Annotated in this window: 19 protein-coding genes; 11 read left to right on the forward strand and 8 right to left on the reverse strand. The window is 54.0% G+C overall.

Features of this window, described 5'->3' with window-relative positions; genetic code table 11:
• Positions 1-88 precede the first annotated feature (88 nt).
• A complete protein-coding gene (locus tag CDO73_RS02880; RefSeq protein WP_088486983.1) occupies positions 89-961 on the reverse strand; it encodes an AraC family transcriptional regulator in 873 nt (290 codons plus the stop codon).
• A gap of 182 nt (positions 962-1,143) precedes the next feature.
• Between CDO73_RS02880 and CDO73_RS27325 the strand changes: the two genes are divergently transcribed.
• The 5 genes from CDO73_RS27325 to CDO73_RS02905 all read left to right on the forward strand — a co-directional run bounded on the left by CDO73_RS27325 (position 1,144) and on the right by CDO73_RS02905 (position 14,141).
• A complete protein-coding gene (locus tag CDO73_RS27325) occupies positions 1,144-6,819 on the forward strand; it encodes a rhamnogalacturonan lyase family protein (protein WP_088486984.1) in 5,676 nt (1,891 codons plus the stop codon).
• A 333-nt stretch (positions 6,820-7,152) separates the two neighbouring features.
• The gene (locus CDO73_RS02890; RefSeq protein WP_088486985.1) at positions 7,153-12,261 is read left to right on the forward strand and encodes an S-layer homology domain-containing protein; all 5,109 of its coding nucleotides are present in this window, start codon (positions 7,153-7,155) and stop codon (positions 12,259-12,261) included.
• Between the two features lie 145 nt (positions 12,262-12,406).
• Positions 12,407-12,982 (forward strand): TetR/AcrR family transcriptional regulator, encoded by a 576-nt coding sequence (locus CDO73_RS02895; protein WP_088486986.1) that lies wholly within the window; start codon positions 12,407-12,409, stop codon positions 12,980-12,982.
• A 197-nt stretch (positions 12,983-13,179) separates the two neighbouring features.
• Positions 13,180-13,515, forward strand: coding sequence for an Asp23/Gls24 family envelope stress response protein (locus CDO73_RS02900; protein WP_179218511.1), 336 nt, complete (start codon positions 13,180-13,182; stop codon positions 13,513-13,515).
• A complete protein-coding gene (locus CDO73_RS02905; protein ID WP_143536055.1) occupies positions 13,512-14,141 on the forward strand; it encodes a GNAT family N-acetyltransferase in 630 nt (209 codons plus the stop codon). The genes CDO73_RS02900 and CDO73_RS02905 overlap by 4 nt, the downstream gene beginning before the upstream one ends.
• A 79-nt stretch (positions 14,142-14,220) precedes the next feature.
• Here CDO73_RS02905 and CDO73_RS02910 read toward each other — a convergent pair whose 3' ends face one another.
• The 3 genes from CDO73_RS02910 to CDO73_RS02920 are packed head-to-tail and all read right to left on the reverse strand — an operon-like array spanning position 14,221 to position 16,094.
• Positions 14,221-14,589: a GntR family transcriptional regulator gene (locus tag CDO73_RS02910; protein WP_088486988.1), complete on the reverse strand. Its 369-nt coding sequence runs from the start codon at positions 14,587-14,589 to the stop codon at positions 14,221-14,223.
• Positions 14,590-14,593: 4 nt separating this feature from the next.
• Entirely contained in the window at positions 14,594-15,247 is a 654-nt protein-coding gene (locus tag CDO73_RS02915; RefSeq protein ID WP_088486989.1) for an ABC-2 transporter permease, read from the reverse strand.
• A complete protein-coding gene (locus CDO73_RS02920) occupies positions 15,240-16,094 on the reverse strand; it encodes an ABC transporter ATP-binding protein (protein ID WP_088486990.1) in 855 nt (284 codons plus the stop codon). The genes CDO73_RS02915 and CDO73_RS02920 overlap by 8 nt, the downstream gene beginning before the upstream one ends.
• Positions 16,095-16,298: 204 nt before the next feature.
• Between CDO73_RS02920 and CDO73_RS02925 the strand changes: the two genes are divergently transcribed.
• The 6 genes from CDO73_RS02925 (at position 16,299) to CDO73_RS02950 (ending at position 23,028) form a co-directional block, all read left to right on the forward strand.
• Positions 16,299-18,302: a TerD family protein gene (locus CDO73_RS02925; RefSeq protein ID WP_088486991.1), complete on the forward strand. Its 2,004-nt coding sequence runs from the start codon at positions 16,299-16,301 to the stop codon at positions 18,300-18,302.
• Positions 18,303-18,656: 354 nt separating this feature from the next.
• The gene (locus tag CDO73_RS02930) at positions 18,657-18,932 is read left to right on the forward strand and encodes a hypothetical protein (RefSeq protein ID WP_143536056.1); all 276 of its coding nucleotides are present in this window, start codon (positions 18,657-18,659) and stop codon (positions 18,930-18,932) included.
• A 61-nt stretch (positions 18,933-18,993) separates the two neighbouring features.
• The gene (locus tag CDO73_RS02935) at positions 18,994-19,479 is read left to right on the forward strand and encodes a GNAT family N-acetyltransferase (RefSeq protein WP_088486993.1); all 486 of its coding nucleotides are present in this window, start codon (positions 18,994-18,996) and stop codon (positions 19,477-19,479) included.
• A 91-nt stretch (positions 19,480-19,570) separates the two neighbouring features.
• Positions 19,571-19,810 (forward strand): DUF896 domain-containing protein, encoded by a 240-nt coding sequence (locus CDO73_RS02940; protein ID WP_088486994.1) that lies wholly within the window; start codon positions 19,571-19,573, stop codon positions 19,808-19,810.
• A gap of 190 nt (positions 19,811-20,000) precedes the next feature.
• A complete protein-coding gene (locus tag CDO73_RS02945; protein WP_088486995.1) occupies positions 20,001-22,082 on the forward strand; it encodes a beta-galactosidase in 2,082 nt (693 codons plus the stop codon).
• Between the two features lie 103 nt (positions 22,083-22,185).
• Positions 22,186-23,028 carry an AraC family transcriptional regulator gene (locus CDO73_RS02950; RefSeq protein WP_179218514.1) on the forward strand — a complete coding sequence of 281 codons (843 nt, stop codon included), beginning with the start codon at positions 22,186-22,188 and terminating at the stop codon, positions 23,026-23,028.
• Here the strand turns inward: CDO73_RS02950 and CDO73_RS02955 are convergent.
• The 4 genes from CDO73_RS02955 to CDO73_RS02970 form a co-directional block, all read right to left on the reverse strand.
• On the reverse strand, positions 22,988-23,488 hold the full coding sequence (locus tag CDO73_RS02955) for a DinB family protein (RefSeq protein ID WP_088486997.1): 501 nt from the start codon (positions 23,486-23,488) through the stop codon (positions 22,988-22,990). The two genes, CDO73_RS02950 and CDO73_RS02955, sit on opposite strands and share 41 nt — an antisense overlap.
• Before the next feature lie 37 nt (positions 23,489-23,525).
• On the reverse strand, positions 23,526-24,107 hold the full coding sequence (locus CDO73_RS02960) for a TetR/AcrR family transcriptional regulator (RefSeq protein WP_088486998.1): 582 nt from the start codon (positions 24,105-24,107) through the stop codon (positions 23,526-23,528).
• Positions 24,104-24,565: a nuclear transport factor 2 family protein gene (locus CDO73_RS02965; protein ID WP_088486999.1), complete on the reverse strand. Its 462-nt coding sequence runs from the start codon at positions 24,563-24,565 to the stop codon at positions 24,104-24,106. The genes CDO73_RS02960 and CDO73_RS02965 overlap by 4 nt, the downstream gene beginning before the upstream one ends.
• Before the next feature lie 309 nt (positions 24,566-24,874).
• Positions 24,875-25,774: an AraC family transcriptional regulator gene (locus CDO73_RS02970; RefSeq protein ID WP_088487000.1), complete on the reverse strand. Its 900-nt coding sequence runs from the start codon at positions 25,772-25,774 to the stop codon at positions 24,875-24,877.
• Positions 25,775-25,862 lie beyond the last annotated feature (88 nt).

The raw sequence follows: 25,862 nt of genomic DNA on the forward strand, positions 1-25,862 counted from the left end.
GGCATCGCGAAGAACCGGCTTCGGCGCACCTTGCGTGCTTTTGCCGAAGCCGGTTCTTTTTCGTTCGTAGAGGGTCGGGAATTCCCCTTTACTCGTAATAAATCGCGGCATACGGAAATTCGAGCTGATTCAGACGATATTCCGTAGGCGACATGGACATGTACTGCCGAAAGACTTTGCCGAAATAGCTGGGACTGTCGAATCCGCACTTCCGTCCGACGTCCGCGATCGGCAGTTCGGTGGTGCGCAGCATCGTCAGCGCGGCTTCGATCCGTCGATCCTTAAGGTAGGATAACGGCGAAGTCTGTTCGAAACGCTGAAACAGCCGGCACAGATAATGTTTGTTGATTCCGCAGCATTCCGCCAATTGATCCAACGTAACGGGCAGCGCGTAATTCGCCCGAATAAACTGTTTGCACTTTTCGATCGTCGTGACCGATAAAGCGCCGATCTCTTTGTCCGCGTTCCGGCTGCTCCGTACCAGCGTCAGCAGCCATTGATACACCTGCACGGACAAACGATACCGGTCCGTCACTTTCTCCTGATTGATCAGACGGATGATGTTCCATAACTCTTGAATCACGGGCGAATCCGCGCCGCGTTTGATCACATGGCCTTCTTTGCCGATGATCAGATCCCAGATCCGATTGGCTTCTTCGCCCCGAATATTGATCCACACGAACTCCCACGGTTCCGAATCTTCCTCCTTATAATAGTAACAATGTTCTTCTTCGACTTTTACGACCAGCGCATGCCCTTGCGGCAGTTCGAATGTACGGCCTTCGATATCCAAATACCCTCGGCCGCTTAACGTGTACTGGAAGACGACGTGCCCGTAATCCGGTCTGGCATCGCTCGAACAGCGGTACTTAGGATGGGACACGTTCTGCCAACCGACGGAGTCGATCGTCATGATCGAAGCATCCTCGTTGCGAAAAGCGAACGAAACCGTATGATACATCGTTTCCGCCTCCGAAAGTCAATTTTGTTATAGAAGAAGTCACGTTTTTTAGATTGTCTGCCTTTTTGACGGCCTGTAAAATAATTGTAAACGTTACCAAGAAAGGGGGAACCGTGACCGAACCGAAGAAATGCGTGTCCGAAGTCCAAAAACGATATTCATAAACAGGAGGGATTCGTTAGATGAACCGCAAACCGGTTTCCCTACGGAAATCTATATTCGTCAGCCTGTTAGCTTTGCTTATGGTCGTTTCCTTAATCGCGCCTCCACCGTCGGTCCGTGCGGAAAACACAGATTCGCAGGCGAGGCAGGCCGAATACCTCGATCGCGGGCTGGTTGCCGTGCTGACGGACAACGGCGTCTTCTTGAGCTGGAGATATTTAAACACGGATTCGAATGATACCGCTTTCAATATATATAAAAACGGCAGCAAAGTAAACGCGGAGCCGATCGCCGACGTGACGAATTACCTCGATACGACCGGCGCGGACAGCTCGCAGTATCGCCTCTCGACGATCGTCGCGGGCAAGGAAGAGATGCAGCCGGAAGCCGCGTCCGTCTGGCACAAGAACTATCGGCCGATTCCGCTCGACAAACCGGCCGACGGACGCACCAAAGACGGCGGCACGTACAGCTACTACGCGGGCGACGCTTCGGTCGCGGATCTGGACGGAGACGGCGAATACGAGATCGTCTTTTTGTGGAGTCCGAGCAATTCCAAAGACAATTCGCAGGCCGGTTATACCGGCAATGTCTATATCGACGCGATCAAGATGGACGGCACCAAGCTGTGGCGGATCGATCTGGGCGTCAATATCCGGGCGGGCGCGCATTACACCCAACTGATGGTGTACGACTTGGACGGAGACGGCAAAGCCGAAGTCGCGGTCAAGACCGCGGACGGGACCCGGGACGGTCAAGGCAAAGTCATCGGCGACGCGTCGAAAGACTATCGCAACGACGGCGGATACATACTGTCGGGAGCGGAATATCTGACCGTATTCGACGGCTTGACGGGAGCGGCCGTATCGACGATCGATTACGTGCCGCCGAGAGGCAGCGTCAGCGATTGGGGCGACGGTTACGGCAACCGGGTCGATCGGTTCCTCGGCGGGATCGCGTATCTCGACGGATCGAAGCCGAGCCTGATCATGAGCCGCGGCTATTACACGCGCACGGTCATCGCCGCTTACGATTATGTCGGCGGACAGCTGGTTAACCGTTGGACGTTCGATACGAATGAAGCCGGCAAACAGTACGAAGCGCAGGGCAATCACAATCTGAGCGTGCTCGACGTCGACGGAGACGGCAAAGACGAGATCATGTTCGGGGCGCTCGCGATCGACGACGACGGCAAGCTGATCTACAGCACGGGCCTCGGCCATGGCGACGCGATCCATGCGGGCAAGCTGAATCCCAGCCGCGAAGGATATCAGGTCATGAGCGTGCATGAGCACAGCGACGCCGCTTACGGCGTAGAGATGCGCGACGCGGGCACGGGCGAGATCATCTGGGGAGAATTCACGGGCCGCGATACCGGACGGGGCATGTCCGCCGATATCGATCCGAACTATCCGGGGTACGAATCGTGGGCGACCACGATCGCGGACGGGCAGAGCGTTCCGGTAACCCGTACCTATTCGGCCGCGGGCGAAGCCGTCTATACGCCGGAACAATCGCCGAAAAGCGCGAATTTCGCGATCTGGTGGGACGGCGATCTTCAACGCGAGCTGTTCGATCACGTCTGGGACGCGAGCACGGCCAAAGGAATCCCGGTGATCTACAAATGGGATTACGCGAACAAACAATTGAAAGAGATTTTCCGGGCGAACGGGGCGCTGACCAATAACCATACCAAAGGAAACCCGGCTCTTCAGGCGGATCTGATCGGAGATTGGCGCGAAGAAATTCTCGTGCGGAGCGAAGACAGTTCGGAATACCGCCTCTATACCACGACGATTCCGACCGACTACCGCATTCCGACGTTGATGCAGGACCCGGTCTACCGGTTGGGCATTGCGTGGCAGAACGTCGCGTACAATCAGCCGCCGCACACCGGATTCTATCTCGGCGCGGAAGCGACCGAATTTCCGAAAGCGAATCTGAACTTGACGGGCGGCGCGCCGCAGACGGAATCGGTCTACCGGTTCGATTTCGGAACGGAAACGGAATCGGGCAGCACGGGCGTGCAGAATACGCTCTACACGGAGCAGACCGGATACGGATTCAAAGACGCAAGCGGCGTGAACGTCGCAGCCGATCAAGTCTCCGCTTCGTCGGGAACGACGTTCGCCGTCGATCTGCCGAACGGCGATTATAAAGTCACCCTTCGTCTGGGCAGCGAATCGCGGGATTCCGACGTCGGCGTCAAATCGGAATTCGTGCAGAAACTGGCGGTCGGTCCGGTGAAAGCCGGTACGCCGCTGGACTATACGTACGACGTCGCGCTGGTAGACGGGCAGCTCGATTTCCTGTTTACCGGAACGGCGATCGATATCCGGGAGCTGAATATCGAGAAATACCCGGCCCGCCAAGCCGGAGCGGCCGCCACCGTCTACATGGCCGGCGATTCGACGATGCAGTCGTACAGCGAATCGCAAGCGCCGCAGCAGGGTTGGGGCCAACCGTTCGAACGTTACTTCGCGAACGGCGTTACGGTCTCGAACGAAGCGATCGGCGGACGCAGCAGCAAATCGTTTATGGTCGACGGAAGGCTCGATTCGATCCTTCAGCGCATCAAGCCGGGCGATTATCTGTTCGTTTCGTTCGGGCATAACGATTCCAGCGTCGGCATACCGGACCGCTACGCGTCTCCGGCCGATTACAAGACGTATCTGGCGCGTTACGTCAACGGCGCGAAGCAGCGCGGCGCGACGCCGGTGCTGCTCACTCCGGTCGGACGCCGGGATTTCAATACGGTGACGCAGTCGTTCAACGTGAGTTTCCCGGAATACGTGAAAGCGGCCAAAGAAGTCGCGGCGGAGCTGAACGTGCCGCTGATCGACCTCAGCAGCTTGAGCGTGGCGTATTACGATCAGCTCGGCAACGCGGCCACGGAGAAGCTGTTCTTGTACGCGAATCCGGGCGAATATCCGAAATACCCGAACGGCGTCGGCGATAATACCCATTTCAGCGGTTACGGAGCGGCGAAGATCGCCGGATTGGTCGCAAGCGCGCTCAAAACCATGAATCTCGGCCTCTCGCCGCTGGTGATCGACCCGGATCTGGAAGAACCGGAGCCGGAACCCGAAGCACAGCTCTACGAAGAGAATTTCGAAGGCGATCCGGCGGCTTACCGCTACGCGCTGATCAACGCGACCGGAATCGGCGGCACGATGGCCGGCACGGTCGTCGAGCAGAGCGGCAGCAAAGTCTTGTCTTTCGCGGGCAGCGGTTCCGGCAATCGGGCGAAGACGTTCCGGTTGTTCGACGCCGTAAACGGCGACAAGGTCAACGTGCAGTTCGATTGGAATTCCGGCAATGTCGGCGCTTATCCATCGGAAGGTCATATAACCGTTCAGGACGCGAACGAAAATGCGTTGTTCACGTTGGCGGCCAAAAACAGCGACGGCAAGCTGCATTATGTCGTCGGTCCGTACGCGGCGGATTACGGCACGGGCACGAGCGCGCTGCCTGAAGGCGGGATCGCCACGACGATTCCGAAGAATCAGTGGGTGAAAGTGGATGCGACGATCAACTTCGCCCAGAAGACGCTGGATCTGACGCTCACGAGCCAAACCGATCCGTCCGTCACCCAGACGATCGAAGGCTTGAAACTCAGCCCGGTCGCTTACGCCGACAATGTCCGATCGATCCGTTTCCTCGGCACGCGAAAAGGCGGAGGCGGCACGTTAAATTGGACGACGGCGATCGACAACGTTCGGATCGAAGGCACGGAACTGCCGCCGGAATCCGGCAATCAGGCCGAATTGACGGCGCTGCATGACGATCTGAAGAAGCTGGATCTGTCGCCTTACACGGAAGCTTCGCGCGCGGTATTGACTCAAGCGTTGGCCGCGGCCGAAGCGATCATCGGCAAGCCGGCGACTCCGGCGCAGGTCAAGCATGCGCTGAATCTGCTAAGCGTCGCCAGAGACTCGCTGACGAGCGAACCGGCCGAACCGGTCGCTGCTTACCGATTCGATTTCGGCTCCGGAGAAGCGGCCGAAGGATATACGCAGGTTACGGTGAATCATGCGTATCTCGAAGGCAACGGCTACGGTTTCGCGGATACGGCGCTGACCGAAGACGAGAACCGGAAAACGGACGACGCGCTCAAAGAAGACTTTGTCCGGGTCAACGCGACTTCGTTCCTGACCGAGATGGAGCCGGGCAATTACCGGGTCACGATGACGGTCGGCGACTCCGAAGAATCGACGAGCACGAGCGTGATCGCCGAGCAGATGACCAAGCTGCCGCTCTCGACGATCGCCAAAGGCGAGTTCAAAGAAGTGATGTACGACGTTGCTTTGATCGACGGCGTATTCAACTTCGAATTCTCCGGCAATTCGCCGAAGATCAACGCGCTGACGATCGAACGTCTGCCGGATAACGGTATGGCCGAGCGGCCGACGATCTATCTGGCGAGCGATTCGACGGTAGCTAACTATGCGGAGGGCTATCGCCCGCAGGCGGGATGGGGCGAAACGCTCGGCCAATATTTCGATCTCGACCGCATCGGCATCGATAATCGGGCCGTCGGAGGCTTGAGCAGCAAAACCTTCTTGGTCGGCGGTTATCTGAACGATCTGCTGCTCGACGTGCACGAAGGCGATTATCTGTTCATGCAGTGGTCGCATAACGATTCCACGCCGTCCCGTCCCGAGCGTTATCTGACGCCGGAACAGTTCAAAGTCTATCTGAAAACGTATATCGACGGCGCGCGTCAGCGCGGCGCGACGCCGGTGCTCGTTACGCCGGTGAACCGGCGCGATTATACAGGCGACGTCTTGAACAAGAGTTTCCCGGAATACGTGCAGGCGATGAAAGACACGGCGGCGGAAACGAATACGCTGCTGATCGATCTGAACCAAGCGAGCTGGGAGTATTTCGACGGGCTCGGACCGGAAGGCACCAAGTCGATCTTCCTGTGGGTCGGCGACAAAGAAGACAACACGCATCTGCAGATGACCGGAGCGATCGAAGTCTCCAAACTCGTAGCGGGTCTGGTCAAAGAGTTGAAGATTCCGTTGTCGGATCTCGTCGTCTTGGATAACGGTCCGGTTACCGAGCCTATGCCGACCGACGTGCCGGGCATGCCGGTTCTCTCCGATAATAACGGTCATGACACGGGTTTAAAAGACGGCGATTATACGATTACCATGAATCTATGGTGGGGCGTGAACGGCCGTTCGTTCAAGCTGTACGAGGACGGCAAGCTGATCCAAGAGATACCGTTGACCGACGCTTCGCCTGCCGCGCAATCCGCGCAGATCGAGATCTCTGGCAAATCGAACGGCACTTACGTCTATACCGGCGAGCTGATCAACGCGCTCGGGAAAACGACGAGCGCTCCGCTTACCGTGACGGTCACGGACGCCGCTCCGGCGCAGGCCGTCTTGTCGCACGATAACTGGGACGAAGACGGGAATTACAAGATCAGCATGAACCTGTGGTGGGGCACCAACGCGGCCGAATACCGGTTATACGAGAACGGTGAACTGCTCGACACGCAGAACCTGACAGTCCGTACCCCGGGCGCGCAGTCGGCGGTGACCGAAGTGAGCGGCAGAGCGGCGGGCACATACGAATACGAAGCCGTGCTGCTGAACGCGGCAGGCGAGAATCGTACGGCCAAGATCGCGGTCACGGTGCGAAGCGGTTCGGCGCAAGCCGCGCAGAGTGCGGCCGCCGAATAAATAGAAGGGTTCGATCAGAGTAACGAATCGCGATAACACTTTGCCTTTTGAATATTCGCCAAAAAGACTCCGGCGCGCATAAGCCGTACATGCGCCGGAGTCTTTTCATGAGTTGGCAATCCGATTCATAAATATTGAACTTAATGTCGAATTGAGTCGATTATTTAAATAAATTTTAGCAAAAAAATTTAAAATTCGTGATTTATATCTTTAAACACGCATGATTTCGTCCGATATACCTAGTTAGCAAAATCTGATCTTGGACAAAGGAACAAGGTCTTCCGAACGAATTCTCCATCACTACCATAGAACATAGACAAAGGGGATACCTGAGTGAGAAGTCGTTTATCCAAACTCGTGATCGCGACCGGCATGTTGACCGCCGCGATCGGACCGAATGCCGAATCGATACGCGCCGCCGAAGCTCGTCCGGCCGCAAACCCGAATTCGGGATTCCTTGATCTTGCGAACGTGCCGGCCGATCAGCGCCAAGCGATCCTTGAAGCCGCCGAACTAGGCTTTCTGACAGGCGGAACCGACGGACGTTTTCGTCCTCAAGCGACCTTAACGCGGCAGGAGTTGGCGGTCGTGTTGACGCGAATCCTTAAGCTCGATACCGGCAGGACGGCTGCGTCCTCGTTCCGGGACGTCTCGGCTCAAGCTTGGGGCAGTCCTTATATCGAAGCTGCGGCCAAATCCGGTCTGATGAAAGGCGACGGACAGCACCGTTTTCGCGCAAACGCACCGGTTACCCGTCAGGAACTCGCCGCTGTACTGGTGCAAGCCGCCAAAGGCGCCGCAATCGTAACCGGCGAGCCGATATCGCTTCGCGACGGTACCCAGATCGGATCTTGGGCCGAAAAAGCGGTACGGATCGCGCTGCAAAACGAATGGATGCAAACGGAAGACGGATCTTTCCTTCCCAGACAGGCGGTAAAACGGCAGGACGTCGCGAATATGTTTATGGAAACGTTCTATCCGGATAAACATCCGAACGTGACCCGCACGATTCAGGACGTTTCCGATCTCGGCGTGACGATCAACGGCTTCACGTACTCCGTTTCGGATCGAACGAAAGGGATTCTGAGCCGGGCGAACCGTGCCGCGCTGCAAGGCGCGAAGATTCGGTTCGAAGCGACGGGGCGGCATGTGGACAAGATTACGGAGCTCGAGCTTCGCCGAGGCGGAACGGCCGCCGCGAAAGGCAAAAAAGAATTCAGCGGCAACCTGCTGCTCGACGGCAAGCAAAGCATCGTGGACGGGAACATCAAAGTCGCAAACGATTATGTGTCGTTGGCCAACTTGACGGTGACCGGGAATCTGGAGATCGGCCGGGAACTGGAGAACGACTTCTACGGCAGAGGAATCGAAGTGCAAGGCAAGACGATCGTGAACGGGGGCGACGCGAACACGGTCGTATTCGACGGTTCGAATCTGTCCGCCGTCGATGTCAACAAAACGAATGTCCGGGTGGAAGCGCTCGGACAGACCTTCGTGCAGACCGTGAACGCGAACGTCGATTCGACGATCGTCGGCGCGCCTGCCGCGTCGATCGATCAGCTTAACGTAACGGGAGCCGCCCGGCAGATCAGCTTGCAAGGCGCGGTTTCTTCGGTGAACGTCAATACGGCGTCGACGATCGGCGGAACGGCCAATATCGGCCAGATGACGGTACAGACGACTTCTCCCGTCGCGCTCAATACGACCGGCACGATCGGAAAACTGACCGTCACGCAGCCGAACGCCGCGATTACGGTAGGCTCGAATCTGACGGTCGGCAGCCTCTCGACGCCGGCCGGCGTAGCTCCCGGAGCGGTCATCGCCAATTATGCGGCGGCACAGCCGCAGATCGGCAGCGCGAACGGCGCGGCTTCCGCCAATACGGGGCCGGTTAACAGTCCGCCGGTCGTCCGCACGCCGATCAAAGATTTCACGATGACCCTCGGAGAAAAGAAAACGATCGATCTGTCTCAGGTGTTCAGCGATGCCGACGGCAATCTCTCGTATTACAAAGCGACGCTGGTCAAAGCCTCCTCCGCGCCCGAATTGGTGACGGCGACGGTAGACGGCAACAACTTGATCATCGAAGCGAAGTTGGCGGGCAAGATCACGGTTCGCACGCAGGCTTACGACACCAACAACGCCCGCGTCAATCACGACTTTGCGGTAACGGTGAACCGCAATCCGGTCGCGAAAAATATTCCGGAGCAAACGGCGACGCTTGATGCGGCGGCAAGCACGCTGGATCTGAGCGCTTACTTCAGCGATCCGGACGGCGATCCGCTGACCTACAAAGTCGTCTCCGCGGACAAAACCGTCGTCTCGGCTTCCGCAGTCGGCAAGCAGCTTCAATTGCAGGCCGCCGCGCTGGGACAGACGAAGGTTACCGTGACCGCGGAAGACGGCCGCGGCGGCACGCTTACCCAAGAAATCGCCGTCCGCGTGAATCGTTCGCCGCAGATCTCGGCCCCGCTGGCCGATCGCAAAGCTTCGGTAGGCACGAACGTTCAGGTGGATCTATCGGGCGCTTTCCAAGATCCGGACGGCGATCCGCTGACGTTCGAAGCCTCGTCGCAAACCGCTTCCGCGGCTTCGACCCAGATAAACGGCAGCGACTTGACGATTACGCCTCTGGCCGAAGGACCGGTATCGATCACCGTGACCGCCAAAGACGGCAAAGGCGGTTCGGCGAAACAAACTTTCGTCTTGGAGGTCAATCATAGTCCGAAACTGAGTCAGGCGATCGAAACGCAGGACATGATGGTCGGAAAAAGCGAAGTTCTGATTTCTCTGGCTTCGGCGTTCAGCGATGCCGACGGCGATCCGCTGACGTATGAGGTTCATTCGGCTTCGCCGGCGATCGCGACCGCGGCGTTCAGCCCCGCCTATGGCGATTCCGTATTGTTGTCTCCGGTATCGGGCGGAAACACGACCGTTACCGTTACGGCGAACGACGGACGCGGCGGAAAGACCGATATGACGTTCGACGTGCGGGTTAACGCGGCACCGACCGTGAAGCAGGCGATCGGCGATCGTTATGTTCAGTTGACCGGCGGCGATGCGACGATCGATCTGGCCGGCGTCTTCGACGATCTGAACGCCGATCCGTTGACGTTGTCCGCCGAATCCGCCGATCTGTCGGTTCTGCAAGCCGCCGTGGTCGGAACCGCGTTGAAGCTGACCCCGTTGTCCGCAGGTTCCGCGACAATCAAGCTGACCGCCGACGACGGACGCGGCGGACAGGTCGACAGCAGCTTTGCCGTTCGGGTCAATCGGGCGCCGCAGTCTTCGGGATCGCCGGCCGATCAACTGCTGACGATCGGAAACGGAACACGTAAAGTCGACGTCTCCGGACTTTTTGCCGATCTTGACGGCGATGCGCTGACATTCGCCGCTTCTTCGTCCGATGCCGGGGTGGCTTCCGTATCCGTTTCGGGCACGGAAATCACGGTCGATCCTCACGCGGCCGGTACGACGACCGTTACGGTTACCGCGAGCGACGGATACGGCGGCAAAACCGACAAAACGTTCGACGTCGTCGTCAACCGTTCTCCGATCGTCGCCCGTGCCGTTCAAGATCGCTTGATCACGCTCGGATCGGGCGATGAGGCGATCGATCTGAGTCAGGTCTTCCGGGATGAAGACGGCGACGCGTTGACTTTAACCGCTTCCTCGCTGAACATAGATCTGGCATTCGTATCGTTGAACAGCGCGTCCGATACTTTGACGATTCGTCCGCTTGCCGGAGGAACGGCTTCGATCCGTCTTCAAGCGGACGACGGACGCGGCGGAAAGACCGAACAGATCTTCAAAGTGACCGTGAACCGGGCTCCGCAAGCCGGAGACCTGACGGATCGCACGCTGTCGCTCGGAAGCGTCGACCGGAAAATCGACGTAAGCGGATTGTTTACGGATGCCGACGGCGACGCATTGACGCTGAGCACAGCTTCCGACGACGATTCGGTCGCGTCCGCTTCCTTAAGCGGGAATCAATTAACGCTGGGCGCGGTATCATTGGGCCGTACCCGCGTAACCGTGACCGCTTCCGACTCGCGCGGAGGTCAATCTTCGAAGACCTTCGAAGTCGAAGTCCGTCCGAATCAAGCGCCGGTCGTCGCGCAGACGATCGCCGCGCAGTCCGTTCAACCGGGCAAAACGGTCGAAGTGGATCTCGCGAACGTATTCGGCGATCCGGACGAAGACGCGCTGACGTATCAAGCCGTGTCCGCCGATACTTCTGCGGCATCCGTATCGGTCTCGGGTCAGAAGCTGAACGTAACCGGAGTGGCGGACGGAACGTCGGTCATTACCGTCACGGCGACGGACGCAGCCGGCAACAAGATCGATACCGTCTTTACGGTCACCGTGCTGTCGAACGAAGCGCCGGTCGTGATCGGGTCGGTTCCCGAACAGCTCGTGGTATCGGGATTCGGCACTCAGTTCGCTGTCGATTCGTTGTTCCGCGACGATGACGGGGATCCGCTGACGTACAGCGCGCAAGCCGCCGACGGCAAAGTCGCCGCGATCGTCGACGGAAACCTGCTCAAGCTGTCTTCGGGAATCGGCGGCGGCAAAACGTCCGTGACGGTCACCGCCGATGACGGACGCGGCGGCAAGACCAGCACGACCGTGCAAGTCAACGCAGCCGAGCTGGTACATCAGAAAACGATCGCCACCAAGACAGGCATCGCCAACGTTTCTTACGATCTCGCGCCTTACTTCCCTGCGCAGCAGCCGTTTACGGTCTACCGGGCGGAGAACGGGACGCTCGTCCGAGAAAACGCGCCGGTATTAAGCGGAAATACGTTGAACATGGTGCCGGGCAGCACGCCGGGGATCGTTTCTTACGTCGTGGTCTCCGCCGACGGCAAAGCCGCGTCGGTTCAGTTGGATGTACGTTCGCAGCAGGGCGCGGCCGCGTTCTTCTCGGAATACTCGCGGGAGACTTCAGCGAATATCGTGCTCGAAATGTATAATCTGAACGAAGATAATCTGAACTATCAGATCATCGGATACCGCTATAATCTGCAGACCGGACAGATGGAGAGAATGTTGGATCGGGATTACAAGCCGAATTCTCAGGCCAACGTCATGGGGATTTATAAAGGAAATACGGGACTTGTGATCAACAATGTATTTTATGAATTCATGGATCGAAGCCAAGTTGCGGGTTATCATGATGAACTGGTCATGAACCTCGACTGGAATTACAAGTTCGACGGTTATATCGTCTGCGCGTTCGAACTGGTCGAGAACGGGCAAGTCATCGACGTACTGGGCGACAAGAATTGGACGCCGGCTTCCGGTGCGAAACCGCTGACGACAAACGGCACGTTGATCCGCAAAAAAGGCGTCGCGACGGGATCGTCCGCATTTAACTTGAACGGCGAATGGGATCTTCTTCCGTTTACGTTGAACAACGTGGCCAAACACACGCCGTAACTTCGAACCGAACACAGAGATAGGAGAAAAGAGGCTTCCTTTAGAGGAAGCCTCTTTTTTACCGTTGGACCGATCGATCTTTCCGATATGCTATACTATCCCATATGGCTTCAACGATCCTGCCCGTAAAGAGGTGTACCGTAGCATGAACAGCAAACCGTTAACGCCGATCAAGCAAGCCCGTCTGAATACGCTGCTGGACCAAGCGACGCAATGTCTGGTGAAGAATCCCGGCGCGTCGCTCGGCGAGATCGCGGAGTCGGCCGGCGTCGGCATCGCCACGCTCCACCGTTACGTAGAAAGCCGCGAACAGCTCATGATCCATCTGGGCTTCCGCGCGATCGAAGTGGTGGCCGAGACGATTCAAGGTATCGAGTTCGACGAAGAAGAGGCCGAAGCGTATATTCCCAAGCTGATCGAAGCGCTGATTCCGCTGGGCGACAAGATCTATTTCCTGAATCACGATGCAAGCGTCAACAGCAACAAAGAGATCGAGCAGCAGGACCGTGCGCTGCGTCAGCCTTTGCTTCACGCGATCGAGCGGCTGCAAGAGAACGGTCATTTTCGCCGCGACATGGATAAGAACTGGATTGCGGAGGTGCTCTATTCGCTGCTGTTCCTGACGTGGCAGCAGGTGGTCGAAGGCAATGTGGCCCGCAATTCGGCCGCGCAGCTTCTGGTCAACACGTTCTATCACGGCGTTCGGCATAGCGAGGCGTAACCGTTAATCGGCGTCTCTCCGAACGCGGAATGGCATGAAGCAGCAGCGACCTCTTTCGATTCGTCTTCGCCAACCTGCCGCGATCCGATGTAGAAAGTTGACCCGCGTCTAAAAATGATATAAATTACTATCATAAAGTATTTTTATTTATCAAAAATAGCGAAAATGATATCATGAATAAAGGCGGGGGAAGACCGATGCATATTCAAAATCCGTTAGGCAAGATCGACATTTCGAAGCGGATCGTCTCGAAGATCATTCTCGATTCGGTACAGGTGACAGTCGGTACCTTGATCGCTTCGAAAAGGAACTCCGGTCGCAGGGTGTCATGGTTCGGAAGCCGACCCGATCCCGTCGATCTTCAGGATTCGCCTCAAGGTCTGGATATCCATGTATCGGTCCTGATTCGGCATCGCCTGAACATGCCCGAGGTATGCCGACGTTTGCAGGCGAATATTCGGGAAAAGGTCGAAGCTTTTACGGGATTGCCCGTCGGCCGCGTGAACGTAACGATCGAGGGGGTCTTTGCATGACAACGAATCTTTCGAATCCCGTAACCGTGACGATCCGGCGCGCGCAGGCGCATTCCGCGATCGGCGGCAAGCTCAATCAGATGGCGCTCGACTATATGGCCTACTGTTTGTCCGGTTCGGAGGACAGGCAAGTGCTGGCGCATACGTTCCGCAAATTATGGAAAAACGGCGGCAATCGCTTCAGTCACGAATATGCATTCGAAGCGCGGGCGGGCGAGCAGATCGTCGGCATGGTCACCTGCTATCCGGTCAAAGTGCTCAAACGTCTGGCTTGGCCGACTTTCAAACAGCTGTTGAAGCTGCGCAAACTCGAACTTCTGCGCTACAATCTTCGCCATCTCAAGCTTCTGTATTCCATGATCAGCATGACGGAAGGCGAAGACGACGAGTTCCATATCGGGACGTTGGCTTCCGTGCCGGAGAGTCGGGGATTGGGAGTCGGCACGAAGCTGTTGGCTTTCGCCGAAGAACAAGCCGCCAGGCAGGGATTCTCGAAGTGCTCGCTTACGGTCAAAAAAGAAAACGAGCGGGCTTTCAACTTGTATCAACGTCTGGGCTACCGGGTATCGGGCGAGATCGATAAGCCGGCTTTCTCGATGTACCGCATGGTGAAAACGCTCGGATAAGCCGAACACCCCGATTCGTAAAGCGCGAAAGGCTGCGCCGAATCAGGGTGTTTGTTTTGTTGTTTCTTTTTCTTGTTTTTTACTCGTAAATGCTTTTCAACAGCTCGACCACTTCGTCCAGTCCGAGTCCGAACGAGCGGTAATATTCGATATCGACCGCCATCTGTTTAAGAATCATTTCGTTGCGCTTCTCGATCATCCGATCCGGCGACAGCTCCGTGATAAAACAGCCTTTGCCGGTTACCGTATAGATCAAGCCGGAACGTTCCAGCTCTTCCCAAGCTTTTTTGACCGTGATGATGCTGACTTGAAGCTCGACGGCCGCCTGACGGATCGGAGGGAGCGAATAACCGCCTTCCAACTCGCCTTTGAGGACTTGAGCGCTGATTTGTTCGAAAATTTGCTGGTAGATCGGTTTTTCGGAGGTGTTGGAGATCCTGATATTCATGAGGCTACACTTCTACTTTCTTGAATCGTTGATAGGCCGTGCGATAAGCGACGAAAGTCAATGCGGCGAAGATCAATACCCCCGTAATCAGAATCGAATATTGAATCAAGCCGTTGTCGGAACCGCTGCCTTTGAACACGTCGTGCACGAACTGATTTTGAATGCCGAGCCATTCGGCTCCGCCCGCGAACAACACGGCCACCGTGCATGCGACCAGCGTCGCCGCCCCGTACTTATACGCCGTTTTATAATACATCGAGATGAAAAAGAGATTGAACAGCGCCAACATCACCAAAGTCAGTCCCCAGAAACCGGGAGTCGGCTTAAAGAAAATGTAGTCGAGACGCGGATAGAGACTCAAGCTGATTTGACCGTAGATCATCGCCGCGATGACGTGCAGAGCTTCCAATAGCACGATCAGCATCACTTTGGCTCGGACGATATTCTTCTTGTCGACGGGCAGCATGCTGGTGAACATCAAGTCGTTCTGACTCTTGTAACCGCCGAACATATTCGGAACCGTGATCATGCAGAAGTATAACGAAACGATAAAGTACAGCCAGCCGGGAATCAGCATAAGCGCTCCCGTGATCAGAGGAAGCACGAAGAAGAACGGATTCACGCCGAGCCTCAATTCTTTCAACAGCAAATTATACATGCGCGGCCTCCCTTTTGGAATAATAGATCATGATTTCTTCGAGATTCGGAATCGAGGCCTTAAACGCGGGGGAAGGCATGAAGTGCTCGGTAAGGATCAGGCCCGTAAAGCCGAACGAATTCACTTTATGCGCGATCAGGCGATCTTTGATGGTTTCCAGATCTTCGACTTTGCCGTGAATCAGGCGATACGCATCGACGAATTCTTCTTTCTCCGCGCTGTTGATGATGCGCCCTTCGTGAATGTAAGTAATGTAATCGGCGCATTTCTCCAGATCGGAGGTGATATGGGTCGAGAAAAGGATGCTGATCTCCCCGTCTTGCACCAGTTCGCGGAATACGTCCAGCAGATCGTCGCGCGCCGCCGGATCCAGGCCGCTCGTCGGCTCGTCCAAGATCAGCAGCTTGGCGCCGTGCGACAGAGCGAGGGCCAGACTGTATTTGACCTTCATTCCCGTGGACAGCTCGGCGATTTTCTTGTCTTCGATCAGCTTGAACTTCCGGATATAAGCTTGATAAGTCTCTTCGTCCCAATGGTCATAGAACGTTTTGAAGACTTTGGTCAGCGTTTTGATTTTGCTCCGCGTGTAAAAGTCGATATTGCCGAACGCGTATCCGACTTTCTGCTTCAGCTCGACCTCGTGTTCGTTCATATTTCGGCCCATAATCCGAATGTCCCCGCCGTCGATCGAAATCAGGTTCAAGATCGATTTGATCGTGGTGGTCTTGCCCGCGCCGTTAAGCCCGATAAAGCCCATAATATAGCCTTGCGGCAGTTGAAAAGAAACGTCGTTCAATTGAAAGTGCGGGAACTTCTTGTTGAGGTTCCGGACGTCCAGCATGATCATGTGCTCATCTCCTTTATCGCGTGTATATCGTGTATGCACAATATATCATCGAGATATGAGCATGTCAACGGGATTCGCAATCGGCTCTTTTTTTCTTTTTGTGCATTCACTTCCAATAGAAAAGAGAGTACTATTTAGAGAGCGAGTGGAACTTTAGAACTATACTTATTTTTAGAGAGAAATTTCCTCAAGGAGGGGCATCTTATGGGTTCCAGCAGTTACCGCAGTTCGTATCAATCGTACTTAAACCGCCAAAGCGTCGAAGGTGACAAGATGAACGTCATCCTGATCGTCAACGTCGCAGAGGGATTGCAAAAATACATGAAACGCAACAATATGCAAACGGTGTTCAACAAGCTGTCTCCGCTGACGCTGAACGGTCCGGTCAAAGTGGTCGCCCAGCAGGACGGATCCTTTTACCAATTGCCGGCGTTCACGCACGAAAACACCCATACTTACATGAAAGAACAGATTTATGGTCTGGACCCGGCACGCGGCGAAAAGATCGACTTGTTCTCCAAACTGTTCACGACGAGCGAAATCACGCATCTGATCTGGTTTACGGACGAAGAAGTGACGCCTTATCTGACCCGGATTACGGCCATGAACGCGCCGCATCTGTTCTGGAATTTCATTTCGATCAAAGGCTATCCGCTTCGCTGCACGGAAAAAACGCCGAAAAACGTAACGCTGACGCACGCTCCGAAAATCTCCGGTCTCGCAACCTCCGTGCTCTATCGCAAAGTATTCAACAAATTCACCCAATATATCAATAAAACCAATCTTCCGATGAACGGGCGGGTTCGCGTGATGCAGACCGAAGACCGTTCCGCATCTCGGCAGGTGGTCAAAGGCTCCAAGACCCCGATCGAACCGAACAATCTCAAGGTAGGCATCGGTTGGAAAACGTCGGAGGGCGAGTGTCTCACCGCGGGCATGCTGCTTGCGAACAATCTTCTGCCGGACGCGGAAAGCATCGCTTTTTTCGGAAACAAGTCGACGATCGGCATGACGCATGTAGACGGTAGAGAGCTGCCGACGGAAGATATGGAGCTGTATACGGTCAATCTGGCGGCGATCGGGCAAGCAGGTCCGGACAAAGTGCTGTTCACGCTCGTCATGCCGCACGGCGTGCCGGAAGAACTGTATATCCGCCTGATGACCTACGACAATCGAGAACTGCTGCGATATGAAGTGGATATGAGCACTTGCGCAAGCAATACGGCATTGGAGTTAGGTTCGCTGTACGCGTACAAAGACCAATGGCGCTTCAATGCGATCGGAAACGGCTACGATGCGGGTATGGAGCTGATCGCGAAACATTACGGCATTCCCGACCTGACGACGACCTATTCGTTCACGCCCGAAGTGCTCGAGGAGATCGCGCTCGACGGCCGAACGTTCGAATATCAGATGCAGGACTTGTTCACGAAGCTCGGCTATGACGTGGAAGTGCCGACCAGCGATCCTTATGCGCCGGATTACGGAGTCGACTTGGTTCTGATCAAAGGCGGCGTCCGCACGGCGGTGCAGCTCAAATGCTTCAGTAACGTCGTGCCGGTACGTGCCGTGCAGGAAGTGTACGCCGGCGCGAAAATGTACGATTGCGATCGTTACTTGGTGGTGACGACCAGTTACTTCAGCCGCGCCGCGCTCCAGATGGCGGAGCAGCTCGGCGTGGAAGTCTGGGACAAAACGCAGCTGAACAAAACGGAAGAACGGCTCCGTTCGCGAATCGGGATCTCGCCGGAGCATGAACTGAAGCTCAAGCTGTCCAAGCTGGACTCGGAAGACGAAGTGGATATCGATATTTCGGCTTTTCTGGTGAACGAACAGGATCGCTGCGCGGGCGAAGACGACTTCGTCTTCTACAATCAACCGGATCATCCGAGCGGCTGCGCGAAGCTGATCAACGACAGCGTGTGGGAAAAGCTGCTGATTCTCGATCTGGCGAAGCTGCCTGCGCACTGCACGCGGATCGTGGTCGTCGGTTCGCTCGATACGTATAAACGCAAAGTGGAGCTGACGATCGATAACGAGTTGGATCTGTATCATACGTTCGAATACATGCCGAGCGCGGTATGCGATACGTTGGTACTGGGCCAGTTCCGGAAGATCGACGGAGAATGGGCGTTTACGACATCGGAGACGTACTTCGCGGGCGGGTTGGAAGAGGCTTGCCGGGCTTACGGGTTAGAGGTTGGTTGAATGAGAGCCGATCTACCTTAGATTTCGTGATGGTTCCATTATTCGCTCGACGGCGAACGATTCTTCATAGTGCGCTTCTTCAATTTGCCGGTCGGCAATATACGAAGCGGCGAATAAGCAATAAAATAGCTTGTACAGCCAAAAGGGCCTTCGATAGCGGAGAGCCCTTTTTTCGAACTTTTAAAAGATTCATTTTAATTTTCTATGTTTTATGAATTATTTGCCCTATTTATTTCTAATTATTTAATTTTTTATGGATGTACAACGAAACAAAAACTGGTAAACTGACAAAAGCCATCGACAAGATGGTAAATTTATTACGCTGCTTATGCGATAAGAAATGAGGACTCGGGAGTGACAAAAGCTTGGGGGATGTTGACTAGGTTTGAAGAAGATTCGGTAACGGATGCTTTGAATTTCAACGCTGGCCGAATCAATACGAAAGTATTGAAAACGTCGATTCTGGGGGACAGATACGAGTACGTCGTGTTTGCGCTGCAAGGCGGCGTCTTATTATGCAGAAGCGAAAATGTTGAAGAAATCGAAGACTGGATCGACGAGAAGTTCGAAGAGGTCTTCAGACCGAAGAAAGCACCGGCTTCGAGAGAAGCAGAGCTCGTACATAGCTAAAAAGTCATCTTGAGAACCGTCAGTCGTTATGTTGAATTTGCTAAGAAGAGGTAGAAGTCCCATGATTACTTTACGAAACGTACGCCCTACAGATCTGGACCGGCTCGTCCTGATCGAAAACGAAGGCTTTACGGCAGACGAAGCTGCTACTCGGGAAGCCTTTATCGAGCGCATCCGATTCATACCGGATACGTTCATCGTAGCCGAGCAGGAAGGCACGCTTCTCGGTTACGTCAACGGCCCGATCATCGATCAGCCGTATATCACGGACGACCTGTTCACCGAGAGTCAAGCCAACCCCGCTCGCGGAGGCTATCAGAGCATTCTGGGTTTGGCCGTATCCGGTCAAGCGAGAGGTCGAGGCGTCGCGAAGCTTCTGATGGACAAGTTGGAAGAGTTGGCCGAGACGAACGATCGGGAAGGGATCACGCTGACCTGCAAAGAGGAACTGATTCCTTTTTACGAAAAACTCGGCTTTGCGAATGAAGGCGTATCGGAGTCGGAGCACGGCGGGATACGCTGGTACAATCTGCTCAAAAGACGCTGAGAGAACTGAAGCTTACCCTGCAAGGATGTACACGACAGCCGAAATTCGTTAAAATATGATATAAAAGGCGTAAAGTCAGGGAGGACATCCTATGGTAAACCCGAGTTTGGAACGAATCAACGAGCTGTCCAAGAAACAAAAAGAAGTCGGTCTGACCGAGGCGGAGAAGGAAGAACAAGCATTGCTTCGCAAAGAATATCTGCGCACGTTCCGCGGTTCGGTCGACGAGCTGCTAATGAATTCGACGATCATCGATCCGCTGGGAGACGACGTGACGCCCGAGAAATTGAGAGCGAAACAAAACGAGATCGGGAAAAGAAAAGACAACTAAGTTTAATTTTATGCGATCGACACAGGAGAGGACTTCCGGGTTCTCTCCTGTTTGGCGTATCCGCCGAAGCGCTCATGTTCATTTTGTGCTAATTTTGATGCTTCGAATCCTAACGGGACGTTCGTCTTCTTAGCTACAATGAGATCGGCAAAAGAATCGGAAAACGATCACGGCGAAAGAGGGCGAATCCATGACTTACACGTTTAAAGCGATCCCGCAACTCCAACTGCTCCGCAACCATCTGGATCTCGGAGGAAGCAATCCGGCAGGCGAGAAGATCGAAGTCACCAGCTTGTATCTCGAACGAGGCGGCAAGCCGCATATTCCGGTAATGGGCGAGTTCCATTATTCCCGATGCGATCGCGGCGATTGGCACGACGAGCTGTGCAAGATGAAAGCCGGCGGGATCACGCTCGTCTCGACCTACGTCTTCTGGATCTACCATGAAGAGATCGAAGGCGTCTTCGATTTTTCCAGCGATAACGATCTGCGCGCTTTTATCGAAACATGCCGAAAAGTCGGGCTGGACGTCGTGATCCGGATCGGTCCGTGGGCGCACGGCGAATGCCGCAACGGCGGATTTCCGGATTGGCTGTTGGAGAAACCGTACAAACTCCGTGAAAATGATTTGGAATACCTCGCGCAAGTCCGAACTTGGTACGCAAAGATTTTCGAACAGGTCCAAGGACTCTTCTACAAAGACGGAGGCAACATCATCGCGGTGCAGTTGGAGAACGAGCTGACGGATCAACCCGATCATCTCGCCAAGCTCAAAGAAATCGCGATCGAATGCGGGATCATCGCTCCGATCTATACGGTGACGGGATGGAACGCCGTAGAAGGCGCTCGGATTCCGGTAGACGAAGTGCTTCCCGTATTCGGCGGGTACTGCGAAGCGCCGTGGGAAGAACATTTGGACCCGCTGCCGCCGTCTCCGCATTACTTTTTTACGGGTATGCGAAACGATACGGGCATCGGGGCGGATCTGCTTCCTCAGGTCGTCGACACGGATTCGAAATGGCGGCTGCCGTATGAACGGTATCCGTTCGCGACATGCGAGCTGGGCAGCGGGATTCAAGTGACGCATCATCGGAGGCCGCTGATCAAGCCGATGGACATTTACAGTATCTCGCTCGTGAAGATCGGAGACGGAAATAACCTGATCGGCTATTATATGTATCACGGCGGCACCAATCAGATCGGCAGACGATCGACGTTCCAAGAATCGAAAGCGACCGGCTATCCGAACGATTATCCGATTCTGTCGTACGATTTTCAATGCGCGTTATCCGAATACGGCGAAGTGAGGGAACAGTATCGGCTGCTCAATCTGCTGCATTTGTTTGTCCAAGATTTTCAGGAAGCGCTTGCGCCGATGGTCCGGGTCGAAGCTGCGCATGCCGTTGGCAGAAACGATACGACTTCCTTGAGATACGCGATGCGTACGGATGGACATAGCGGATTCGTGTTCGTGAACCACGTTCAACGCTTGACCGAGCTTGCGGATGTGCGAGAGGTCGTGATCGATACGGGCAGCATCGCGTTTCCGGAAATAGACGTGTGCGGCGAAGTCAGTTTCTTTATGCCGTTCGGGATGGAACTGTCCGGCGTCGTTCTCGATTATGCGACGGCGCAGCCTTTGTGCAGAGCCGGGAATACGTATTTCTTCGCGCAAATTCCGGGGATTACGCCGGAGTATCGATTCGATAACGGTCAAAAGACGATCGCTGAAGCGGGGTTAGAATCGGCGGTGCAAGTTGAAGGGACGACCATCGTGACGCTGACTTGGGATCAAGCCCGGTATTTGCGCAGATTGGACGGAGAATTGGTTGTAGGAGATGGCTGCGATCTGTACAAAACGGATGGCGAAATTCGGTCCGTCGCAGGCGGCGATATTCGTTATTGGCATTGGAAAGGGGCTAGGTTTGATTCGAAGTCTATTCGACAAGCCTATACGGCACCTATCGTGACTTATGAGGCGGTTACGGAACTTCCTTTTGAACCGAAACATACGGAAGAACTGCATATCGGCGGCGAACGGCGAGTCGACTGGCAAAAGCTGTCCGTTACGGAAACGCAGGGGATGATCGACATTGATTATTACGGCGATGCGGCGCAGATCTATGTAGACGGCGAACTCGCGGCGGACAGTTATTACTACGGAGCGACGTGGAGAGTTCCGGCCAAGTTATTGGCAGGTAAGGCGTGTTATTTGGCCGTATCTGAAATGCGGGATGACTTTTACAAAGAGTTCGAGAGAAAGGCGAATTAAGACAGTTGCCGTGCGGAACATTCGCGTATACGCTAAGACCAGAACCCTGAAGCGGACAGGGAACTGGTCTTATTTTCGGATTCGAAAGAAAGCGAGGCAGAAGATGTTACCGTTCAAGCTTTTTCATCAGCACAGCAAGATCCAATGGCCGTTGTCTTTGTATAGCTGCGGACTGCATCACCAGCATCAGATTCATCGTCCGATCGGTTACCCGACTTTTCAATGTATGATCGCTTTGGAAGGGGCGGGGATTTTCGATTTTGAAAACGGATTGTCCGTTACGCTGCAAAAAGGAGAGATTCTGCTTGTTCCCGGCAAACAAGCCCATGATTACGGTCCGACGACGGAGCGTTGGATCTTAGGGTACATGGGGATCGAAGGGAAGCTGGTCGAACCTTTGATTCATGCGCTGGAGATTCCGGTTAGACGACCACTTGCGGTGAGCGAAGAGCATTTGCGGCAGCTTGAAGCGGGTCTGATTCGGTTATGGAACGGGAAAGAAACGGACGAGCGGGACTATGACCAGCGCGTATCGACCGAGATTTATGATTGGCTCACCTCGATCGCCGCCATGACTCAGATCGGCAGCCAGTCATCTGACGATCGCAATCACGCGGGAGCTACAGCGCTGATTCGCAAGTCCGTGCATTATATGGAGCAGCATTACATGGAAGAGTTAAGCATCGCGAACATCGCCGACACGGTCGGGTATTCGAAGCAGCATTTTCAGCGCAAGTTCAAAGAGAACTACGGCGTAAATCCCGGCCAGTATTTGCAGCGTCTGCGACTGCTTCGAGGCGCGCAGCTTCTGGCCGAGCAATCCGATTTGTCCGTAGGCGAGATCGCGACAAGAGTAGGCATGGAGTTTAATTATTTCGTGCGTTTGTTCAAACGGGAGCACGGCATTACGCCGGCGCAGTATCGGTTGACCCGGGCGTATGAATGAGAAGTCTGTTTATATTTTTTATCGTGGCAAAGTGCATGGCTTCGTGATAGATCAGAAAAGCCAGCAATTGTTCGACCTGAATGAAAAGAAGCCCTATAGAAGACTTGTAAGGAGGATTGACTTCTTCTTTCATTTTGCTTGCCAGAATCTGTTCGACTCTTTCGATTTGTTCGATCAACAAGTCGATGATCTCGGACAAAGGCGGAGGTTCGATCGTCCAATCAGACGGCTTAGTGCCTGGATCAAACAATAGATTGAAGGTGTCCGGATATTGCGTTTCGTGACCGGTAAGCTGAAAAGCGAATTTCTCGTGTACCACATACATATGGCCCAAGTTCCATTTGATATGATTCTTCAAACCGGTCGGAACGATTTCCGATGCGGAGTCGTTCATATTTTTCGCGTACTCGATGGTCTGACGGCGTACAAATCCCAATTGATCGATAACAAAATGGCTCATGATTGGACCTCCGATAGATTGATTGCTGAAACGGGCATCATTCGACGGATCGGCTTGCAGATAGAGCAGTAGAGACTCGCTGCGAGAGGTTGGCCAACATGCGTCCGAAGAAGGCCTCGTCATGAAGCGCTCTGCTTAGAACCAATCCTCCTTGAATCCCGGCAATCGTTTCCTCCGAAATGACATCGGCAGCTTCGCGGGAGAGTCCTGCTCGGACCAATGCCGCACTGAACGCTTCAATCCATCTGACAAAGTACTGCCGAATCGCGGCAGCGAACCGGTCTCGGGTTTCGTCCAAAGCAAATGCGCCGATGAGGCATATACGCTGGCCGGACTGAAAATAGGCATCGACCTCCTGCCACATGTGATCGATTGCCGCGCGCGCTTCGTTCTGCTCGAGCGGTTCAAACAGATGTCGAACAAACCATTGATCGATATGAGCCAGAATTTCGGCAGCCATCTCGTCTTTTCCGCCGGGGAAGAAGTGATACAAGCTCCCTTTGGACAGTCCGGTTCGGGACGTGATCTTGCTCATGGATGCACCTTCGTAACCTAACTCGCGAAATACCTCGGTAATAAGAGGGATGACGTCGGGTTTCTCAAAAACAGTCCGCGTCATAGGCCTAACTCGCTTAAGCTTGGATGTTCGGAAGGACGCGTCCCGAGCGGCCAATGGAATTTTCGATCTTCTTCTTTGATCGGCATGTCGTTAATGCAAGCGAATCTGCGCTGCATCAAGCCGTCTTCGGCAAATTCCCAATTCTCGTTTCCGTACGATCTGAACCAATTGCCGCTGTCGTCATGCCATTCGTAAGCGAATCGCACCGCAATACGGTTATCCGTAAATGCCCACAATTCTTTGATCAGCCGGTAGTCCAATTCCTTGGCCCATTTGCGAGTGAGCAAAGAGACGATCTCGTCGCGGCCCGTGATGAATTCGCTGCGATTTCTCCAATAACAATCCTCGGTGTACACCAACGAAACGCGCTGCGGATCTCGGCTGTTCCAACTGTCTTCGGCCATACGCGTTTTTTGAATAGCCGTTTCGAGAGTAAACGGGGGAATCAGTTTTGTCATGATTATTTCCTCGCTTTCTATACTGTTTGTTTTACTATAAACCGATCGGTTTAGAAAAGCAATTCTTATTTTTCGAAGTGATGCCGAATCATGCGTACGGACCGATAACCGGGACGCCTATGATTATCATCAGGCTTCGACTAAACTCGGGCGTATGAAGGATAAGCTTTCATCGCAGCGTCTTTTGATTATTTATCCATGCCAAATGGGCGTTTCCTCGAAGGCTATATCTTATAAAAGTTACATAAATCCATGATTAATGAAGTTTGAAAACAAGAGCTTTTTACGCGGTTCGGGTTTCTTGGCAATTCAGACGAACCGCTTTATATCGCTTACCGGAGAAAAGCCGAATAGGCGTGCATATTCTCTGCTGAATTGGGAGGGGCTTTCGTAGCCTACTTCGAATGCGATGTCTGCCACGTGGGTCGATTCGGTTAGAAGGCGACGGCGCGCTTCTTGTAATCGGATTTGCTTCTGATACTGTACGGGGGTCATGGCGGTTAGCTCTTTAAAATGACGATATAACGAGGAAGTGCTCATATTCCCCAGCTCGGCTAATTCTTCGATACGAAGAGGTTCGTCATAGTTGTTTTTGATCCGCTCAACCACTTCTGCAATAGAGGCATACTTATTTCCAACCAGAGCAATTTGCTTAAACACACCTCCATGATCATCGCTGAGGAGTCTATAGATCATCTCGCGTATGACAAGAGGAGCAAGTGCCGGAATGTCTTTCGGCGTCTCTAAAAGACCTACCAGTCTAACGGCTGCATCGAGAAGAGCATGATTCATTTTTCCTACGAATAGCCCTTTATGATACTTTTTATTGTTCTCAGGCAGTAATTCGGTTTCCTTCATGATCTGAAAAATTTGGTTAGCCTCTAAATCCAAACGAATCGCTAAGTAAGGAACCTTAGGTGAAGGATCAACAGCGCGACCGGTGATCGGCACATCCAAAGATACCGCTAAGTAATCGGATACCCCATATTGATAGCGCTCGTTTGCGAGCATAATAACCTTCTCGCCTTGAGCTACAATGCATAGCGAAGGTTTTTGAATTCTACATACGGGAACATCGGATCGAGAATCTCGAACCAGATGCAAGGAAGGGATCGGAGTGATATGGTCGCCGTCTGCAACAGAGAACTTCTCGACGAGCTTTGCAAGTTCTAACTGCTTGAAGTATGTTTTTTGATCTTCATCCAGCATGCGTATCTCTCCTATATCTATATTTCGTTTTAAAGCCATTATAAATTCTCGAACTGTCTTTGTTAAGCAGATGACAATAATAGGCAAG

The organism is Saccharibacillus sp. O23 (genome assembly GCF_002205895.1).
In the GTDB taxonomy this organism is placed as follows: domain Bacteria; phylum Bacillota; class Bacilli; order Paenibacillales; family Paenibacillaceae; genus Saccharibacillus.

Coding starts and splice junctions, on each gene's coding strand:
- CDO73_RS02880 (WP_088486983.1), bottom strand. CDS start 961: ATGTATCATACGGTTTCGTTCGCTTTTCGCAACGAGGATGCTTCGATC.
- CDO73_RS27325 (WP_088486984.1), top strand. CDS start 1,144: ATGAACCGCAAACCGGTTTCCCTACGGAAATCTATATTCGTCAGCCTG.
- CDO73_RS02895 (WP_088486986.1), top strand. CDS start 12,407: ATGAACAGCAAACCGTTAACGCCGATCAAGCAAGCCCGTCTGAATACG.
- CDO73_RS02900 (WP_179218511.1), top strand. CDS start 13,180: ATGCATATTCAAAATCCGTTAGGCAAGATCGACATTTCGAAGCGGATC.
- CDO73_RS02905 (WP_143536055.1), top strand. CDS start 13,512: ATGACAACGAATCTTTCGAATCCCGTAACCGTGACGATCCGGCGCGCG.
- CDO73_RS02910 (WP_088486988.1), bottom strand. CDS start 14,589: ATGAATATCAGGATCTCCAACACCTCCGAAAAACCGATCTACCAGCAA.
- CDO73_RS02915 (WP_088486989.1), bottom strand. CDS start 15,247: ATGTATAATTTGCTGTTGAAAGAATTGAGGCTCGGCGTGAATCCGTTC.
- CDO73_RS02920 (WP_088486990.1), bottom strand. CDS start 16,094: ATGATCATGCTGGACGTCCGGAACCTCAACAAGAAGTTCCCGCACTTT.
- CDO73_RS02925 (WP_088486991.1), top strand. CDS start 16,299: ATGGGTTCCAGCAGTTACCGCAGTTCGTATCAATCGTACTTAAACCGC.
- CDO73_RS02935 (WP_088486993.1), top strand. CDS start 18,994: ATGATTACTTTACGAAACGTACGCCCTACAGATCTGGACCGGCTCGTC.
- CDO73_RS02940 (WP_088486994.1), top strand. CDS start 19,571: ATGGTAAACCCGAGTTTGGAACGAATCAACGAGCTGTCCAAGAAACAA.
- CDO73_RS02945 (WP_088486995.1), top strand. CDS start 20,001: ATGACTTACACGTTTAAAGCGATCCCGCAACTCCAACTGCTCCGCAAC.
- CDO73_RS02950 (WP_179218514.1), top strand. CDS start 22,186: ATGTTACCGTTCAAGCTTTTTCATCAGCACAGCAAGATCCAATGGCCG.
- CDO73_RS02955 (WP_088486997.1), bottom strand. CDS start 23,488: ATGAGCCATTTTGTTATCGATCAATTGGGATTTGTACGCCGTCAGACC.
- CDO73_RS02960 (WP_088486998.1), bottom strand. CDS start 24,107: ATGACGCGGACTGTTTTTGAGAAACCCGACGTCATCCCTCTTATTACC.
- CDO73_RS02965 (WP_088486999.1), bottom strand. CDS start 24,565: ATGACAAAACTGATTCCCCCGTTTACTCTCGAAACGGCTATTCAAAAA.
- CDO73_RS02970 (WP_088487000.1), bottom strand. CDS start 25,774: ATGCTGGATGAAGATCAAAAAACATACTTCAAGCAGTTAGAACTTGCA.